Origin of the sequence: Klebsiella sp. CN_Kp100 (assembly GCF_040065315.1) — a bacterium.
In the GTDB taxonomy this organism is placed as follows: Bacteria; Pseudomonadota; Gammaproteobacteria; order Enterobacterales; family Enterobacteriaceae; genus Klebsiella; species Klebsiella oxytoca.
Map to the genome: position 1 here is coordinate 112,834 of NZ_JBEAIJ010000005.1, position 16,106 is coordinate 128,939.

Annotated in this window: 13 protein-coding genes; 5 read left to right on the plus strand and 8 right to left on the minus strand. The window is 53.2% G+C overall.

The genetic code is table 11. From position 1 onward, the window contains the following. Positions 1–3: 3 nt before the first annotated feature. Positions 4–1,596, minus strand: a complete 1,593-nt coding sequence (locus ABLV12_RS05530; protein ID WP_348866891.1) for a DUF3300 domain-containing protein — start codon at positions 1,594–1,596, stop codon at positions 4–6. A gap of 356 nt (positions 1,597–1,952) precedes the next feature. Here ABLV12_RS05530 and acnB point away from each other — a divergent pair, with 356 nt between their 5' ends. Together acnB and yacL are read left to right on the plus strand one after the other, a co-directional pair. Then, on the plus strand, positions 1,953–4,550 hold the full coding sequence (gene acnB / locus ABLV12_RS05535) for a bifunctional aconitate hydratase 2/2-methylisocitrate dehydratase (protein WP_004108065.1): 2,598 nt from the start codon (positions 1,953–1,955) through the stop codon (positions 4,548–4,550). A 175-nt stretch (positions 4,551–4,725) separates the two neighbouring features. Beyond that, the gene (yacL, locus tag ABLV12_RS05540; protein WP_004108063.1) at positions 4,726–5,088 is read left to right on the plus strand and encodes a protein YacL; all 363 of its coding nucleotides are present in this window, start codon (positions 4,726–4,728) and stop codon (positions 5,086–5,088) included. A 31-nt stretch (positions 5,089–5,119) separates the two neighbouring features. Here the strand turns inward: yacL and speD are convergent, their stop codons facing one another. From speD to ABLV12_RS05565, 5 genes are all read right to left on the minus strand, one after another. Next, positions 5,120–5,914 carry an adenosylmethionine decarboxylase gene (gene speD, locus ABLV12_RS05545; protein WP_004108061.1) on the minus strand — a complete coding sequence of 265 codons (795 nt, stop codon included), beginning with the start codon at positions 5,912–5,914 and terminating at the stop codon, positions 5,120–5,122. 14 nt (positions 5,915–5,928) lie between these two features. Further along, positions 5,929–6,792 carry a polyamine aminopropyltransferase gene (gene speE / locus ABLV12_RS05550; protein WP_064398287.1) on the minus strand — a complete coding sequence of 288 codons (864 nt, stop codon included), beginning with the start codon at positions 6,790–6,792 and terminating at the stop codon, positions 5,929–5,931. Between the two features lie 164 nt (positions 6,793–6,956). Further along, positions 6,957–8,651 (minus strand): FKBP-type peptidyl-prolyl cis-trans isomerase N-terminal domain-containing protein, encoded by a 1,695-nt coding sequence (locus tag ABLV12_RS05555; protein ID WP_325906078.1) that lies wholly within the window; start codon positions 8,649–8,651, stop codon positions 6,957–6,959. Next, positions 8,648–9,067, minus strand: a complete 420-nt coding sequence (locus ABLV12_RS05560; protein WP_348866892.1) for a permease — start codon at positions 9,065–9,067, stop codon at positions 8,648–8,650. The genes ABLV12_RS05555 and ABLV12_RS05560 overlap by 4 nt, the downstream gene beginning before the upstream one ends. A 256-nt stretch (positions 9,068–9,323) precedes the next feature. Continuing rightward, on the minus strand, positions 9,324–9,671 hold the full coding sequence (locus ABLV12_RS05565; RefSeq protein WP_004872121.1) for a YacC family pilotin-like protein: 348 nt from the start codon (positions 9,669–9,671) through the stop codon (positions 9,324–9,326). Between the two features lie 146 nt (positions 9,672–9,817). Between ABLV12_RS05565 and cueO the strand changes: the two genes are divergently transcribed. Both cueO and ABLV12_RS05575 read left to right on the plus strand, forming a co-directional pair. Further along, positions 9,818–11,422 carry a multicopper oxidase CueO gene (gene cueO, locus ABLV12_RS05570; RefSeq protein WP_004110613.1) on the plus strand — a complete coding sequence of 535 codons (1,605 nt, stop codon included), beginning with the start codon at positions 9,818–9,820 and terminating at the stop codon, positions 11,420–11,422. Positions 11,423–11,547: 125 nt separating this feature from the next. Continuing rightward, on the plus strand, positions 11,548–12,072 hold the full coding sequence (locus ABLV12_RS05575; RefSeq protein ID WP_064398283.1) for a hypothetical protein: 525 nt from the start codon (positions 11,548–11,550) through the stop codon (positions 12,070–12,072). A gap of 92 nt (positions 12,073–12,164) precedes the next feature. Here the strand turns inward: ABLV12_RS05575 and ABLV12_RS05580 are convergent, their stop codons facing one another. Continuing rightward, the gene (locus ABLV12_RS05580; protein ID WP_004108050.1) at positions 12,165–14,555 is read right to left on the minus strand and encodes a glucose/quinate/shikimate family membrane-bound PQQ-dependent dehydrogenase; all 2,391 of its coding nucleotides are present in this window, start codon (positions 14,553–14,555) and stop codon (positions 12,165–12,167) included. A gap of 203 nt (positions 14,556–14,758) precedes the next feature. Between ABLV12_RS05580 and hpt the strand changes: the two genes are divergently transcribed. Beyond that, the gene (gene hpt, locus ABLV12_RS05585) at positions 14,759–15,295 is read left to right on the plus strand and encodes a hypoxanthine phosphoribosyltransferase (RefSeq protein ID WP_348866893.1); all 537 of its coding nucleotides are present in this window, start codon (positions 14,759–14,761) and stop codon (positions 15,293–15,295) included. A 53-nt stretch (positions 15,296–15,348) separates the two neighbouring features. Here the strand turns inward: hpt and can are convergent, their stop codons facing one another. Then, positions 15,349–16,011 carry a carbonate dehydratase gene (can, locus tag ABLV12_RS05590; RefSeq protein WP_004108036.1) on the minus strand — a complete coding sequence of 221 codons (663 nt, stop codon included), beginning with the start codon at positions 16,009–16,011 and terminating at the stop codon, positions 15,349–15,351. Positions 16,012–16,106: the final 95 nt, after the last annotated feature.

Sequence of the window (16,106 nt, forward strand, 5' to 3'; positions counted from 1 at the left end):
TCCTCAGCGATGGCGCAGTTCACGATGGGCGGATAAGTGCTCTCTGACCGCGCTGCGCTGCTCGCTGTTTAAACCTGAGATATGACGGCTCTGCAGGCCGCGTTCCCGCTGCAACTGCCAGTCGGGAGAGCGGATGTCGTTACCGCTGAGTGCATTGACGTGGAGGTCATTTAGCTTCTGCTGGTGTTGCTCGGGCGTTGCGGTCCGCAACTGTTCGCGGCGCTGCTGCTGCCCTGTGGAAGTCTGGATTTGCGTTTTTAGCGCTTCCCGATGTTGCGGTTGTACGGCGCTATGATTAACCGCCTGCGCCTGGTCATAGCCGCGATAGTTATTGCGCTGGGTCAGCAGATGCAGCTGCTGCGATGCGGCCTGACGCTGGGCATCGCGGTAAGGCGCATGTGCGTTCGAGTGACCTGCTGCTGACGCCGGGCCGGTACGCTGCTGCAGCTGAGTCATTGCAGCCTGACGCTGTGCGTTGCGATCGACTGGCTGATGTCGGGTCGCGCTCAGCCCACCGGGAACAGTGGTCTGATGGAATTGCTGCGCAATGTTGTCGTTTGGGTACGGAATATTACCGCGCCAGGTGGGATTATGCTGCCAGCTGGCATGATTCCCCGGCAGGTTTTGCCCGGTGATATGGTTGAAATTATTCACGTTGATATGGATGTTATCGCCGTTGTGCGAGTAGTCGCCGTGATGATCATCATCGTGATGGTGATGATCGTCATCATGATGATGGTCATTGTCATCCCAGTCGATATTGCTGAATAAGGCGTAGGTGGTGGCGACGCCGAGGCTAAAACCAAAACCTTTTACAAAGCTATTGGTGAACTGCTCGCCGGGAGGCGGCGGCAGGTAGACCGGTGGATAGGCCGCGTCAGGCCAGGCGCCATAAACCACCGAGGGATTATAGGCCGGCACATACACGACATTCGGATCGGTGGATTCGATCTTAATAATCACTGGCGCCGGGGCGGAGGAGGTGACGGCGCTGCTACTGCGGGAAGCGGTGGTCGTTGACGTTGACGGAACCGCGGAGCTGGTGGCGGTAATGATTTTCTGCTGCGGCGTGGATTTTAACGTTCCGGTTTGCCGGGCAATGGCGCGTAAGCGCTGCACCGAGTCCATTACGTCCTGAGGTTGGGCAAGAAATGCGTTCCCCAGGTTTTCCACCCATGGCGGGTTTTCCCCCATTAACGCCAGCAGAGCGGGGAAGGCGACCAGCGATTTTACGCTGGGATCCCAGGGCTGATTTGCCACCGCCTGTACCGCCGAATCGCCTTTCATCGTCGGATGATCCTGCGACCACTGCACCGCCTGCACGACGTTGCCCGGATAAGTCGAAGCCATTAGCACCTGTGACAGTAGATTGTCGGGATAGAGCGCAATCGGCGCGACCCACTGATCTATCTGCGCGGGAGTTAAGGCGGTAGTCACCGGCTGAGCGGCGGCGGTTGCCTGAGCCGTCTGCGTAACGGCAGGGGGCTCGGCAGCGGTTTGCGGTTCCCGGCTTTTTACATACAGCGTACCCGCGGCGGCGAGTAGCCCGGCGCTGCAAAGCAGGGCGAGCACGTGGGGTTTGAAAGGCAGCGTCATGAGTACTCCCGACACAAAAGTTGGCCCGTTTCGACTGACTATTGTCGAACGACGGAGAAGTGCCTGAGTATTAAGGAGGGCGCATTTGCGTTTTTGATTTTTGTTGGGATTGTGGTCAGTTATGTGTAACAGAATTAATTTTATCTTCCGCTAAACTGACATAAAACCTGCAATATTCTGCCCTTAACGATTCAGCTAATTTTTAATGTTGCTTTTTTGTAAACAGATTAACACCCCGCCAAAATCCTGCTATGCTGCCGACGCGGTATCGGGCATTTACCCTACAAACTGCTGTCTCACAGGAGCGTGAAGAGAATCGCCTACCGCATTTTACAATGAGAGCGAGGAGAACCGTCGTGCTAGAAGAATACCGTAAGCACGTAGCTGAGCGTGCCGCCGAGGGGATTGTTGCCAAACCCTTAGATGCAACCCAAATGGCCGCGCTGGTAGAACTGCTGAAAAACCCGCCTGCGGGTGAAGAAGAATTCCTGTTAGACCTGTTAATTAACCGCGTACCGCCAGGCGTCGACGAAGCCGCCTATGTTAAAGCCGGATTCCTTGCCGCGATCGCTAAAGGCGAAGCGACCTCCCCACTGGTTACCCCTGAAAAAGCTATCGAACTGCTGGGCACCATGCAGGGCGGTTACAATATTCATCCCCTGATTGACGCGCTCGACGACGCAAAGCTGGCGCCGATTGCCGCCAAAGCGCTGTCCCACACCCTGCTGATGTTCGATAATTTCTACGACGTAGAAGAGAAAGCCAAAGCGGGCAACGCATATGCCAAACAGGTGATGCAATCCTGGGCAGATGCTGAGTGGTTCCTGAGCCGTCCTCAGCTGGCCGATAAAATCACCGTGACCGTTTTTAAAGTGACCGGTGAAACCAATACTGATGACCTGTCTCCGGCTCCTGATGCCTGGTCCCGTCCGGATATCCCGCTGCACGCGCTGGCGATGCTGAAAAACGCCCGTGAAGGTATCGACCCGGATCAGCCTGGCGTCGTTGGCCCGATTAAGCAAATTGAAGCCCTGCAGCAAAAAGGCTTCCCGCTGGCCTACGTTGGTGATGTCGTCGGTACCGGTTCATCGCGTAAATCCGCCACCAACTCGGTGCTGTGGTTTATGGGCGACGATATTCCGAACGTGCCGAACAAACGCGGCGGCGGTCTGGTTCTCGGCGGCAAAATTGCGCCTATCTTCTTCAACACCATGGAAGATGCTGGCGCGCTGCCGATTGAAGTTGACGTAAACCGTCTGAATATGGGCGACGTCATCGACGTTTATCCGTTCAAAGGCGAAGTGCGTAACCACGAAACCGGCGAGCTGCTGGCGAACTTCGAGCTGAAAACCGACGTGCTGATCGACGAAGTCCGCGCCGGTGGCCGTATTCCGCTGATTATCGGTCGCGGCCTGACCACCAAAGCGCGTGAAGCGCTGGGTCTGCCGCACAGCGATGTTTTCCGTCAGGCGAAAGATGTAGCGGAAAGCAGCCGCGGATACTCGCTGGCGCAGAAAATGGTTGGCCGCGCCTGCGGCGTTGCCGGCGTCCGTCCGGGCGCTTATTGCGAACCGAAGATGACCTCCGTAGGCTCTCAGGACACCACTGGCCCAATGACCCGTGATGAGCTGAAAGACCTGGCCTGTCTGGGCTTCTCTGCCGACCTGGTGATGCAGTCCTTCTGCCACACCGCTGCGTATCCGAAGCCGGTTGACGTGACAACGCACCATACGCTGCCGGACTTCATTATGAACCGCGGCGGCGTATCGCTGCGTCCGGGCGATGGCGTTATCCACTCCTGGCTGAACCGTATGCTGCTGCCGGATACCGTGGGCACCGGCGGTGACTCGCATACCCGTTTCCCGATTGGTATCTCTTTCCCGGCGGGCTCCGGTCTGGTGGCGTTTGCCGCAGCAACCGGCGTTATGCCGCTGGATATGCCGGAATCAGTACTGGTTCGCTTTAAAGGCAAAATGCAGCCGGGTATCACTCTGCGCGATCTGGTGCATGCGATCCCGCTGTACGCAATCAAACAAGGTCTGCTGACCGTTGAGAAGAAAGGGAAGAAAAACATCTTCTCTGGCCGCATTCTGGAAATTGAAGGTCTGCCGGATCTGAAGGTCGAGCAGGCGTTTGAGCTGACCGATGCCTCCGCCGAGCGTTCTGCTGCCGGCTGTACCATCAAGCTGAACAAAGAGCCGATTGTTGAATATCTGACCTCCAATATCGTCCTGCTGAAGTGGATGATCGCCGAAGGTTACGGCGATCGTCGTACGCTGGAGCGTCGCGTTCAGGGCATGGAAAAATGGCTGGCCGATCCGCAGCTGCTGGAAGGCGATGCGGATGCAGAATATGCGGCGGTGATCGAGATCGATCTGGCCGATATCAAAGAGCCTATCCTCTGCGCGCCGAACGATCCGGACGATGCGCGTCTGCTGTCCGACGTGCAGGGTGAGAAGATCGATGAAGTCTTTATCGGTTCCTGCATGACCAACATTGGCCACTTCCGCGCGGCCGGTAAGCTGCTGGACAGCCACAAAGGCCAACTGCCGACTCGCCTGTGGGTGGCGCCGCCAACCCGTATGGATGCTGCGCAGCTGACTGAAGAAGGCTACTACAGCGTGTTCGGTAAGAGCGGTGCGCGTATTGAAATTCCTGGCTGCTCCCTGTGTATGGGTAACCAGGCGCGCGTTGCCGACGGTGCGACGGTGGTTTCAACCTCAACCCGTAACTTCCCGAACCGTTTAGGTACCGGCGCTAACGTCTTCCTGGCTTCTGCGGAGCTGGCGGCCGTTGCGGCGCTGATTGGTAAGCTACCGACACCGGAAGAGTATCAGACCTACGTTGCTCAGGTGGATAAAACCGCGGCGGATACCTACCGCTACCTGAACTTCGATCAGCTGGGTCAGTATACTGAGAAGGCTGATGGGGTGATTTTCCAGACCGCGGTATAACGCAATAAGTCAGCGTTGTACATAATCCCTTCAATGCCCGGTGAACATTGCATCACCGGGCATTTTTATTTCCAATCCCTCCGTCAGCGACGCTTTTTTTCTCTCTGACTGCTGCGATAATGACGTTATGGGTACAGTGCAGCGGTGACGCACTGCCCTTGCAGAGGAAAAGACTATGGATTACGAATTTCTGCGCGATATTACCGGAGTGGTAAAGGTGCGAATGTCGATGGACCATGAGGCGCTCGGCCACTGGTTCAACGAGGAGGTTAAAGGCAACCTTGCCCTGCTGGATGAAGTAGAGCAGGCTGCGCGTACCATTAAAGGCAGCGAACGTTCTTGGCAACGTGCCGGCCATGAATACACGCTATGGCTGGATGGTGAAGAAGTGATGATCCGCGCTAATCAGCTGGATTTTTCCGGCGATGAGATAGAAGAGGGGATGAGCTATTATGACGAAGAAAGCCTCTCGCTCTGCGGCGTTGAAGATTTTTTGCAGGTCGTTGCTGCCTACCGGGAGTTTATGCAGCAGCGCTAAGTCTGGCGGAGCCTCCGTGCTCCGCCGGGCGTTACACCGCCGGAATATTTCTTGCGTAGTAAATTTCGCGCATCTCTTTCCAGAGCCGATCGGTGATGACCCTGCGCTCTTCTTCCGTTAAATCTTCCGGCCTGGTGTGAAACATGTAGTGCTTAAGGTCGAACTCCTTCAGCAACATCTTGGTATGGAAAATATTTTCCTGATAAACGTTCACGTCCACCATGTCATACAAAGATTTAATATCCTCGGACATGAAGTTTTGAATGGAGTTGATTTCATGATCGATGAAGTGCTTCATACCGTTCACATCACGGGTGAAGCCGCGAACGCGGTAATCGATGGTGACGATATCGGATTCAAGCTGGTGAATCAGATAGTTCAGGGCTTTCAGCGGCGAAATGACTCCGCAGGTTGAGACTTCAATATCGGCGCGGAAGGTGCACAGCCCGCCTTCAGGATGGCTTTCCGGGTAGGTGTGAACGCAAATATGGCTTTTATCGAGATGCGCCACGACGGTTTCCGGTAGTGGACCCGGGTGTTCCGTCTGATCGATGAGCTGCGGGTCGATCGGCTCTTCGCTGACCAGAATAGTCACGCTGGCGCCCTGAGGTTCATAATCCTGACGGGCAATGTTAAGAATATTGGCGCCGATAATCGAACAGGTCTCCGACAAAATTTCCGTCAGGCGGTTGGCGTTATAGAGTTCATCAATATAGGCGATGTAGCCATCGCGCTCCTCTGCCGTTTTTGCGTAGCAGATATCATAAATGCAAAAACTCAGGCTTTTGGTCAGATTGTTAAAGCCGTGCAGCTTCAATTTTTTCAATTTAGATCACCCCCTTACTTAACGGTGGATAGCGCATCCAGTAAATATTGCGGTAAAGCAAATGCCGCCGCGTGAATTGCCGGGTTGTAATAGCGACACTTCAGGTTTGACTTGTGAAATCGGGCCTGGATGATTTCACTGGAAAGATGGCGCAGGGCTTCATTGTCCGTGGCCCACGCGAAGGTCATGATGCCGCCGTAATAGGTTGGGATCGCCGCCTGATAGAAGCTTACATCACCAAAGTAATGGCTGAGCTTACGATGGCTATCGACGGCTTCATCCTGCTGCAGGAAACTAACGCCGTTCTGAGCAACGAAGATTCCTCCTGGATTGAGGCAGCGTTTGCAGCCTTCGTAAAAGGCGGAAGTGAACAGGCTCTCGCCGGGACCGATAGGATCGGTGCAGTCGGAGATAATGACGTCAAACGTTTGCGCGGTTTGATTAACAAAATTGACGCCATCGCCAATAACCAGCGTAAAGCGCGGGTCATCGTACGCGCCAGCATTATGATTAGGGAGATACTGGCGGCAGAATGAAACTACGCCCGCGTCAATTTCAACCATAGTGATGGTTTCGATGTTGCGATGACGGGAGACTTCGCGCAGCATTGCGCCATCGCCGCCGCCGATGATTAATACATGTTTCGCCTGGCCGTGGGCCATCAAAGGAACATGGGTCATCATTTCATGATAGATAAACTCATCACGTTCGGTGGTTTGCACTACGCCATCCAGCGCCATCACGCGGCCAAAGGCAGCGTTTTCGAATATGATTAAATCCTGATGATCGGTTTTCTCATGATACAGTACGTTATCAACGCTGAAATACTGACCAAAATGGTCGTGCAGCGTTTCATGCCACAGATTGCTATCGGCCACGGGCAGATCCTCCTTTGTTAACACCTGTTACACCCATTAAAAATGAGCGCAACATCATAGCCAACTATAGAAGATGATGCACGGTGGATATTTCAGCAAATGAAGCGTGGGGCATAACCTTTCAAGAAAAGGGAAACACGCCTCCCTGTCAGGAGGCGTGAGGATCAGGGGTTTTTAGCCTGGGGCTGTGCCGCCGTGGCGTCTACGATTCTGACTGAATACACCATGGTCGCTCCGGGCGGGATTTTGGGTGGCCGGCCTTCGCTACCATAGGCGAGTTCAGGAGGGATAACCACCGTAATAGAACCGTGGTTCCCCAGGCGCTTTATTGGCCCGAGGAAGACAGGAGGATAGGATTTTAGGGTCTGAGACCAGACTTTGCCTTCCGCTTCCATGTCGTTAATAACGGTTCCATCGATTAGCGTCTCCTTGATGGTTACGGTGACGGTATCGCTGTCGAGGATCTTACCTTCGCCGGCATAGTCGATACGGCTGTATACCCCATCTTTAAATACCACACCTTTTTGTTTCGCGAATTTTTGTTGGTATTTTTTCCCTTCGTTAACCATCTGCTGTTCTATCTTATGCAGATGCTGAAAGACCTTTTTCGACACATCGAACAGAGCCTTATTGCGCGCTTTCTCGTCGAGGGCGATTTTCCCTGAAAAGGAATCCAGAATGCCCTGCAGAACGGTATCTTTACTGATTTTTATGCCCTGTGAACTGCGGGTGGACAACACTTTTAGCGCCTCCTCGCCCATCGATACGCCGACAGAGTAAGCCTGCTGCTGAGGCTCTCTGGTAAGATCGATAGCCGCCGGGTTTTTACCTGATTTCGTCTCGGCATCAGCAAGCCGGGCCTTTAGCTGGCTTATCTCATCAGCGCTGGCCTGCAGCAGGGCGTTGTTTTCATCTGCCTGCGGGCTGACCGCATTTTCCTGAGGCGCTGGCTGCTGCCTGCTGATGGTGAAGGAGTCCAGTTTTGCCGTGAGCGCCCGGTTTTCTACCCCCGTGGCCGCCAGTTTTACCGCCAAATCCTGCTTTTCCGCTACTGCGGCAGCAAGTTTCGCCGCCAGCGCTTGCCGGCCGGTTTCTCCCGCATCCAGTTTTGTTTTGAGTTCCCGCTGTGCGGTTTCTGCGGCGACGAGCTTTGCAGCGAGCGCTTGCTTGTCTGATGCAGCGGCAGCAAGCTTAGAGGCGATATCTTGCTGTTGTTTTTCCTCAGCCGCGAGTTTCTTTAACAGCGTTTGCTTTTCAGCGGTGGCTTCCGTTAGCAGTGATTCAAGCTTTTGTTTCGCTGATTCCGCAGAAGCTAGCTTTTTTTCCTGTAGCAGAATTTTATTTTCCGTGGCATTGAGCTGCCCCTGGTTCTGTTTCATTTCAGCGGCGGCGGAGAGCTCTTTGTCTATTAAGCGTTGTTTTTCTGCTACGGCAACCGTTAATGCTTTCTCAAGCTGGCGAATTTTATCCGTCAGATCTTTTTGATTGTCCTGTATGGCATAAACCGTATCTGGCTTTGCTGAAAGCTGTTGCCGAAGTTGCCGGATGATTTTATCTTTTTGAGCAATTATTGCAGCCTGGCGTGAAAGTTCAGTGATTTTCTGCTCGTTTTTTTTATTCGTTGTTTGCGTAATAGCGTTTTTTTCTTCAACGGACTTTGCAGGCTCGCGATCTTTCTGAGTCTGCTGCTCTTTAGCGTAATTTAAAAATGCCGGCCCTGAAGCGTCACTATTCGAATTTGCCGTAACATGTATCAGCGCCTCTTTTTCCGCGCGAGCGTCGGGTGATGGCGACAGCGCCAGCACAAGCGCTGCTGCCAGCGATATCGAATTGAAGTTAATAGCTATTTTTCCGTTCATGGCTGAACATTTTCACCGCGTTTAACCAGACTATCGATCAGTTCCTTTTCAATATCCGCGCATAGCTTGATTGATTTGAACTGGTACATGGAGTCGATACCCTGTTTAGTTGGCGCTGCAACTTTGCTGCGCACAGAATTATATTGAGATGCGGCGTTGAGCAGGGCGGTGAACTCATTCCCTAATTTAGCTGCCTGCTTTGGATTCACCTCTTTCAGTGACTCCAGCGCTTTACGGCAAGTCTCAATGCGCGCTTGCTCCTCGGCAATTCTCTGCTGTTCAGTTTGCTGTTGATTTAATGTCGCGTCAGGTAAAGGTTTCATTAATCTGGCGGATTGTCGGGATTGTGTTGATTGACAACCTACTAATAAAATGACGGCCAGAGGTGCTATGCGGGTAAATAAGGATATGTTCAAGGTTTCATTCCATTGATAAAAAGGGTCGTTATCGGGCGATAATAATGTGCAAAAAAGGAGATTGCAATAATATGGCTGCTGTTTTTTTAGAGTTTATTAGTATTAGTTTTATTAATTAGTTAAACACTTAATGAATTATCGGTGAGGTTTTTGAATTGAGATATGAATTAGTCGTCGCTGTAAAGTGAATTGCTATTACTAATAACGCAATAGCCGTATTTAAACGGCTATTAAACTTGTTAAATCAGAAGCGTGATTATTTCACGTAGGCGAGCAGGCTTAGCGAGTCGCGAGCCAGCGCTTTACATTTTTTGGTGGTAGGAATTTTGATTCCGCTGAGATCCCGATAGCTATCCTCGCCCAGCGCTTTCATATTGAAGCTGTCGTAGTTGCTTAAATCCCACTGGTTCTGCTGAGCAAAAAACACCAGAGCGCGACGAATCTGCGTGTTAGGCAGATTTTGATAACCGCAATCGTTCTTCAGAAAGACGAATACCGCCGTCAAATCAGCCATATCTTCCGCTTCGGACTCGCTTAATGCATAGCTATTGGCGGAGAGAGTAAGCAGGCTGCCAAGCACTATTGTTCTGAAAAGCGTCTTCATTTTTTCTACCATTGAATCACTGACAAACAAAGTTAGCATACTTCTTTACACTACGCTGAGCTTTATTCTTACTCTTCCGCTTGACCTTCCCGTTGGTGGAGGGTTTAAGCTCATTTATTCACCTGCAGAATAAAAGGATGTGAAAAATGCAACGTCGTGAATTTCTTAAATTAACCGCTGCGGTCAGCGTAGCCAGCGCATTGCCGCTCTGGAGCCGCGCGGTTTTGGCTGCCGGTCGTCCCTCTTTGCCCGTGCCGGAACTGCTGATGGCTGACGCGCGCAATCGCATCTCCTTAACCATTCAGGCCGGAAAAACGCAGTTCGGCTCTCACCTGGCGACGACCTGGGGCTACAACGGTAGCCTGCTGGGGCCGGCCCTGCAGCTTAAGCAAGGCGAGGCGGCAACCATCGATATTCATAATCGTCTGGCGGAGGAGACTACCGTGCACTGGCACGGTCTGGAGGTTTCCGGCGTCGTTGACGGTGGCCCTCAGGGGGTGATTCCCGCAGGAGGTTCCCGTACCGTGACGTTTACGCCAACGCAGCGGGCGGCGACCTGTTGGTTCCACCCTCACCAACACGGTAAAACCGGCAGACAGGTGGCGATGGGGCTGGCCGGTCTGGTGCTCATTTCTGATGCAGAAAGTGAAAAGCTGCTCTTGCCAAAGCAGTGGGGAATCGATGATGTGCCGGTGATCGTGCAGGATAAGAAATTCACCCCGGAAGGCCAGATTGACTACCAGCTCGATATCATGAGCGCCGCCGTTGGCTGGTTTGGCGATACGCTGCTGACCAACGGCGCGCTTTATCCGGAGCATGCCGCTCCTCGCGGCTGGCTGCGTTTGCGTCTGCTTAACGGCTGCAACGCGCGTTCTTTAAATTTCTCTACCAGCGATAAGCGGCCCATGTACGTCGTGGCAAGCGATGGCGGTCTGCTTGCTGAGCCGGTAAAAGTTAACGAGCTGCCGGTGCTGATGGGGGAACGGTTTGAAGTGCTGGTGGATACGACGGACGGTAAACCCTTTGATCTGATAACGCTGCCGGTGAGTCAGATGGGTATGGCTATTACGCCATTCGATAAACCGCAGCCAGTATTACGCGTTCAGCCGCTAACGATTCCGGCTTCCGGTAAGCTGCCGGATGTCCTTGCCGCCATGCCAGCGCTACCTTCCTTACAAGGGCTAACCCAGCGTACGCTGCAGCTCTCTATGGATCCGATGCTTGATATGATGGGCATGCAGGCGCTGATGCAAAAATACGGCGATCAGGCGATGTCCGGAATGGACCACGGCGCGATGATGAACCATGGCGAGATGGGGAATATGAACACTATGAACCACGGCGACATGGAACATATGAATCATGGCGGCATGACGCAGATGAAGCACGGTAATAAGGATTTTGATTTCCATAACGCTAACCGCATCAACGGGAAAGCATTTGATATGAATGTCCCCATGTTTGCGGCGGCGAAAGGGCAGTATGAGCGGTGGGTGATTTCCGGTAAGGGCGACATGATGCTGCATCCGTTTCATATCCACGGTACCCAGTTCCGTATTTTATCTGAAAACGGCAAGGCGCCTGCAGCGCATCGCAGCGGCTGGAAAGACACCGTTCGGGTGGAAGGCGCAGTGAGTGAAGTACTGGTGAAATTTGACCATGATGCCCCGAAGGAGTTTGCCTATATGGCGCACTGCCATCTGCTGGAACATGAAGATACGGGAATGATGTTGGCCTTTACGACTGCCTGAGGACGTTTCCTGCTCGTTCGCCCTGCGCGGCGGGCGGGCACTTTTCTTAAAGTCCTTACCGAGGGTGTTGATTAATAAAATCACGCATATACTGTCGCGATTGCTTAATAATCAACGAGGTTGAAATGGATATTTACCGCAAAGTGATTGCCGCATCGCTGGCGCTATTTGTTACGCTTTCCGCACATGCCGGGATGACGATGGAACGCAAGGACATACCCGATTTAAAGCTTAGTGTTGAAATCCCCGAGGGGCTGACGCCAATGTCTGAAGAGATGGCAAAGCTCAAATACCCTTCCGAAAACCGTCCACAGGTCATTTATGGCGATGAGAAAGGCAAAGCATCGCTGGGGGTTACCGCAGGGCGCAATCCGTTACCAGCGGAGAAGCTCGATGCATTTAAAGAGATGATGCTTAAGATGCTGGAGAGTTTAAAACCGCAGGCCGAGGCCGTTACCGTTGATGGTCATAAGGGGTGGTTACTCACCTTCTATTCGCATGCTGCGGATACTGAAATTCTCAATATGATGTTAATCACATCGCAGGATAATAAGGCGGTGCAGATGACGTTTAATATGACCAAAGATTTAGTTGAACAGTATCAGGAAGCGGCAAAAGCCTCTTTGCTTTCCCTGCAGTTCGCGAAGTAACTCTGGTCTCGACTGAAAAAAACGCCCGTAAAGGGCGTTTTTTTATTTCCTGTCTCTAAGACAAGGGAAGGGGCTCAGAAGGCAAAGCGGAATTACTTCGCGTCGTCCGGCAGAGCGTAAGCGACGATATAGTCGCCCATCTTCGTGCCAAACGAACCGTGACCGCCCGCAGAGATGACAACGTACTGCTTGCCATTCACTTCATAGGTCATCGGCGTCGCCTGGCCGCCCGCCGGCAGACGGGCCTGCCATAATTTTTCACCGTTGCTCATATTGTACGCGCGCAGGTAGTTATCTGCGGTCGCGCCGATAAACAGCACATTGCCTGCCGTAGAAATAGGGCCGCCCAGCATCGGCATACCCATGGTGAACGGAAGTTTAATCGGCATCGGGAACGGCAGGCTATCCTGCGGGGTACCGATACGTTTTTTCCACACCACTTCGTTGGTTTTTAAATCCAGCGCGGAGATATAGCCCCAGGCCGGCTGTTTGCAAGGCAGACCAAACGGTGACAGGAACGGGTTTAGCGTAACGCCGTAGGGAACGCCGTACTGTGGCTGAATACCTGCTTCAGTACCGGAACCTTTGGCGTCTTTCGGCTGCTCCATCGGGTTGCCGGGGCCGCGCGGGATCAGTTTTGACACAAACGGCAGCGCCATTGGGTTAGCAATCGCCACCTGGCGGTTCGGATCGACGGAGATACCGCCCCATTCGAACATCCCCAGGTTACCCGGGAACACCAAAGTTCCTTGTTCTGACGGCGGGGTGAAGATGCCTTCATAGCGCAGCTGATGGAAGATAACCCGGCACACCAGCTGGTCAAACATGGTGGCGCCCCACATATCCGCGCCGCTCAGGTCTTTTTTCGGGCGGAAGCTCAGATCGGAGAAAGGCTGAGTTTTTGAGACGTAGTCACCTTTCGCCGCCCCTTGCGGAACCGGTTTTTCCGGTGCCGGGACAACCAGCTCACCGTTACGGCGATCGAGGACAAAAATATTACCGGTTTTTGCCGGAGCGTAAATTACCGGTACGGTTTTACCGTTGACGTCGATGTCCGCCAGCGTCGGCTGCGACGGCATATCCATATCCCACAGATCGTGGTGCACGGTCTGGTAGCTCCACGCCAGTTTACCGGTGGTGGCGTTTAGCGCCACGATGGAGCTGGCATAGCGTTCCTGTTCTGGCGTACGGTTGCCGCCCCAGATATCCGGGGTGGTCACGCCCATAGGCAGGTAGACCAAATCCAGCTTCGCATCATAGGCGGCTGGCGCCCAGGAGTTAGGTGAATTCAGTGTGAAATGATGTTCATCACTCGGAATCGCGTTGGGATCTTTCGCACCCGGATCAAAGGCCCACAGCAGCTTACCGGTATTCACATCAAAGCCGCGGATAACGCCAGACGGCTCGCGGGTCGAGAAGTTATCGGTCACGGCGCCGGCGATAACGATCGTTTTATCAGTAATAATCGGCGGTGAAGTCGGTTCGTACATACCCGGCGTAGTGACAGGCATGTTGGTTTGCAGATTGAGAATGCCTTTATTAGCAAAGGATTCACACAGCTTACCGGTTTCGGCATTGATGGCGAACAGGCGGCCATCGTTGACCGGTAGAATGATACGACGCGGGCAGTCGGCAACCACATCTGCCGGCGCATTGTCCGCTCTCGCTTCATGATATGAAACGCCGCGGCAGGTCACGTGCTGGAAAGAGGGATCTGCGTTGAGCTGCGGATCGAAATGCCATTTTTCTTTACCGGTGGCCGCATCAAGCGCGAACAGGCGCTGGTGGGCAGTACACAGATAGAGCGTGTCGCCCACTTTAATCGGCGTAACTTCGTTGGTAATTTCGCCCGGATCGTTAGGCTGCTTGAGATCGCCCGTACGGAAGACCCAGGCTTCTTTCAGATTCTTCACGTTATCGGCGTTGATCTGCTTCAGCGGCGAGTAACGCTGTCCTTCCTGATTACGGCCATACGCTGACCAGTCGCCATCGGCAACGTCGGAAATAGGCGCTGCTGGCGTTGCATCCGCTCTCAGCGTACCGTTGACTTCCTGCGGGTCGTTGAAGCCGGCCCAGGTGAGGATGCCGCCGCTAATCAGCAGGGCGACGACCAGCCCGGCAACGGCGCCAGCGGAGGGAATCGGCAGGCGACGCCAGACAAAAGGAAGAATCAGCCAGATGCCGAAGAAGACCAGAATGTCGCTGCGTGGGGTCAGCGCCCAGAAGTCAAAACCAACCTCCCAGACGCCCCAAATCATCGTGGCAAGCAGCAGCGCGGCGTAAAGCCAAAGCGCAGAGCGCTTACCGCGGAACAGGAGGACGGTGACGCCCAGCATCACCAGACCTGCGATAGGGTAGTACCAGGAGCCGCCGAGGGCGACCAGCCAGGCTCCGCCCGCTAAAAGATAGAGGCCACAGAACGCTGCAAAAAGAGCCGTCAGCGTCACGAGTAGCCGTGATTGTTGAGATTTTGTTTCTGCCATAGAAAGACACTCGTTTGATTGTTAATTTTTTACCTGCAATTAATTATAGGATTTAACAAGTGTGATCGGAATCACAAAATGGGCTTTATTAATCACTGCATCGCATATTTCTTTTTGCTGGTATACTGCGTGGCTTGCCGGTCAACGTCGGTGCAATCGCAGCGGCATTGATGATTTACATTAAGAATCAAATGGTTAGTTTTATGAAACATACTGTAGAAGTGATGATCCCGGAAACTGAGATCAAAGCCCGTATTGCTGAGCTCGGTCGTCAAATTAATGAACATTACCAGGATAGCGGCAGCGAAATGGTGCTGGTGGGGCTATTACGCGGTTCATTTATGTTTATGGCCGACCTGTGCCGTGAAGTTCAGGTACCCCATGAAGTCGATTTCATGACCGCATCCAGCTACGGCAGCGGCATGTCCACCACCCGCGACGTCAAAATCCTCAAAGATCTGGATGAAGACATCCGCGGTAAAGATGTGCTGATCGTGGAAGACATCATTGACTCCGGCAACACGCTGTCAAAAGTGCGTGAAATTCTTAGCCTGCGTGAACCTCAATCCCTGGCGATTTGTACCCTGCTCGATAAGCCAAGCCGTCGTGAAGTTAACGTGCCGGTAGAGTTCGTCGGTTTTGCGATCCCGGATGAATTCGTCGTGGGCTACGGCATTGACTATGCTCAGCGCTACCGTCACCTGCCCTATATCGGCAAAGTGACCCTGCTCGACGAATAAAGCGGATTATCTATCCCGGCGGCCCGGGATAATAATTAAGAGGAGCGCGTGAATTACTTGTGATTGACGTGCTTGCTTTTAAGGTTGGAAATACCCTGGCGATAGCGCTGTTCCAGCGTTTCGCGGCTGACGGCGGTCACGTCAAGGTCGCGTAACATGCCGTCGTGAATGCCGTAAGCCCAGCCGTGGATGGTCACTTTCTGTCCGCGCTTCCACGCCGACTGCATAATCGTTGAGTGACCCAGGTTGTAAACCTGCTCCATCACATTCAATTCACACAGCGTATCAAGGCGACGCTCTTCGGGCATCTCACCCAGTAATGAGCTGTGCTTAAACCAGATATCGCGGATATGTAGCAGCCAGTTGTCGATCAGGCCAAGCTCGGTATTTTCAATTGCTGCCTGCACGCCGCCGCAGCCGTAGTGGCCGCAGATGATGATGTGCTCGACTTCCAGTACATCAACCGCGTACTGCACCACGGAAAGACAGTTCAGGTCGGTATGAATCACCAGGTTTGCAACGTTACGGTGTACAAACAGCTCGCCGGGTTCCAGGCCGGTCAAACGTTCGGCGGGGACGCGGCTATCGGAACATCCAATCCACAGAAAGCGCGGTTTCTGCGCCTGTGCCAGCTTCTCAAAGAAACCGGGGTCTTCCTCCACCAGCATTTTTGACCATAGTGCATTGTTGCTGATGAGTGTATCTATATCGTTCATGGATGTTTACGGGCCTGTAACCAAGTAAGTGCGTTGCGCTAATATAGGGTAACCTCACATTTTTTAAAACAACCCATCGCGTGTCGCGACACGAG

Excerpts from the sequence above, each read along its gene's own strand:
- ABLV12_RS05530 (WP_348866891.1), bottom strand. The coding sequence starts at position 1,596 with ATGACGCTGCCTTTCAAACCCCACGTGCTCGCCCTGCTTTGCAGCGCC.
- yacL (WP_004108063.1), top strand. The coding sequence starts at position 4,726 with ATGGATTACGAATTTCTGCGCGATATTACCGGAGTGGTAAAGGTGCGA.
- ABLV12_RS05555 (WP_325906078.1), bottom strand. The coding sequence starts at position 8,651 with ATGAACGGAAAAATAGCTATTAACTTCAATTCGATATCGCTGGCAGCA.
- ABLV12_RS05565 (WP_004872121.1), bottom strand. The coding sequence starts at position 9,671 with ATGAAGACGCTTTTCAGAACAATAGTGCTTGGCAGCCTGCTTACTCTC.
- cueO (WP_004110613.1), top strand. The coding sequence starts at position 9,818 with ATGCAACGTCGTGAATTTCTTAAATTAACCGCTGCGGTCAGCGTAGCC.
- ABLV12_RS05575 (WP_064398283.1), top strand. The coding sequence starts at position 11,548 with ATGGATATTTACCGCAAAGTGATTGCCGCATCGCTGGCGCTATTTGTT.
- ABLV12_RS05580 (WP_004108050.1), bottom strand. The coding sequence starts at position 14,555 with ATGGCAGAAACAAAATCTCAACAATCACGGCTACTCGTGACGCTGACG.
- hpt (WP_348866893.1), top strand. The coding sequence starts at position 14,759 with ATGAAACATACTGTAGAAGTGATGATCCCGGAAACTGAGATCAAAGCC.
- can (WP_004108036.1), bottom strand. The coding sequence starts at position 16,011 with ATGAACGATATAGATACACTCATCAGCAACAATGCACTATGGTCAAAA.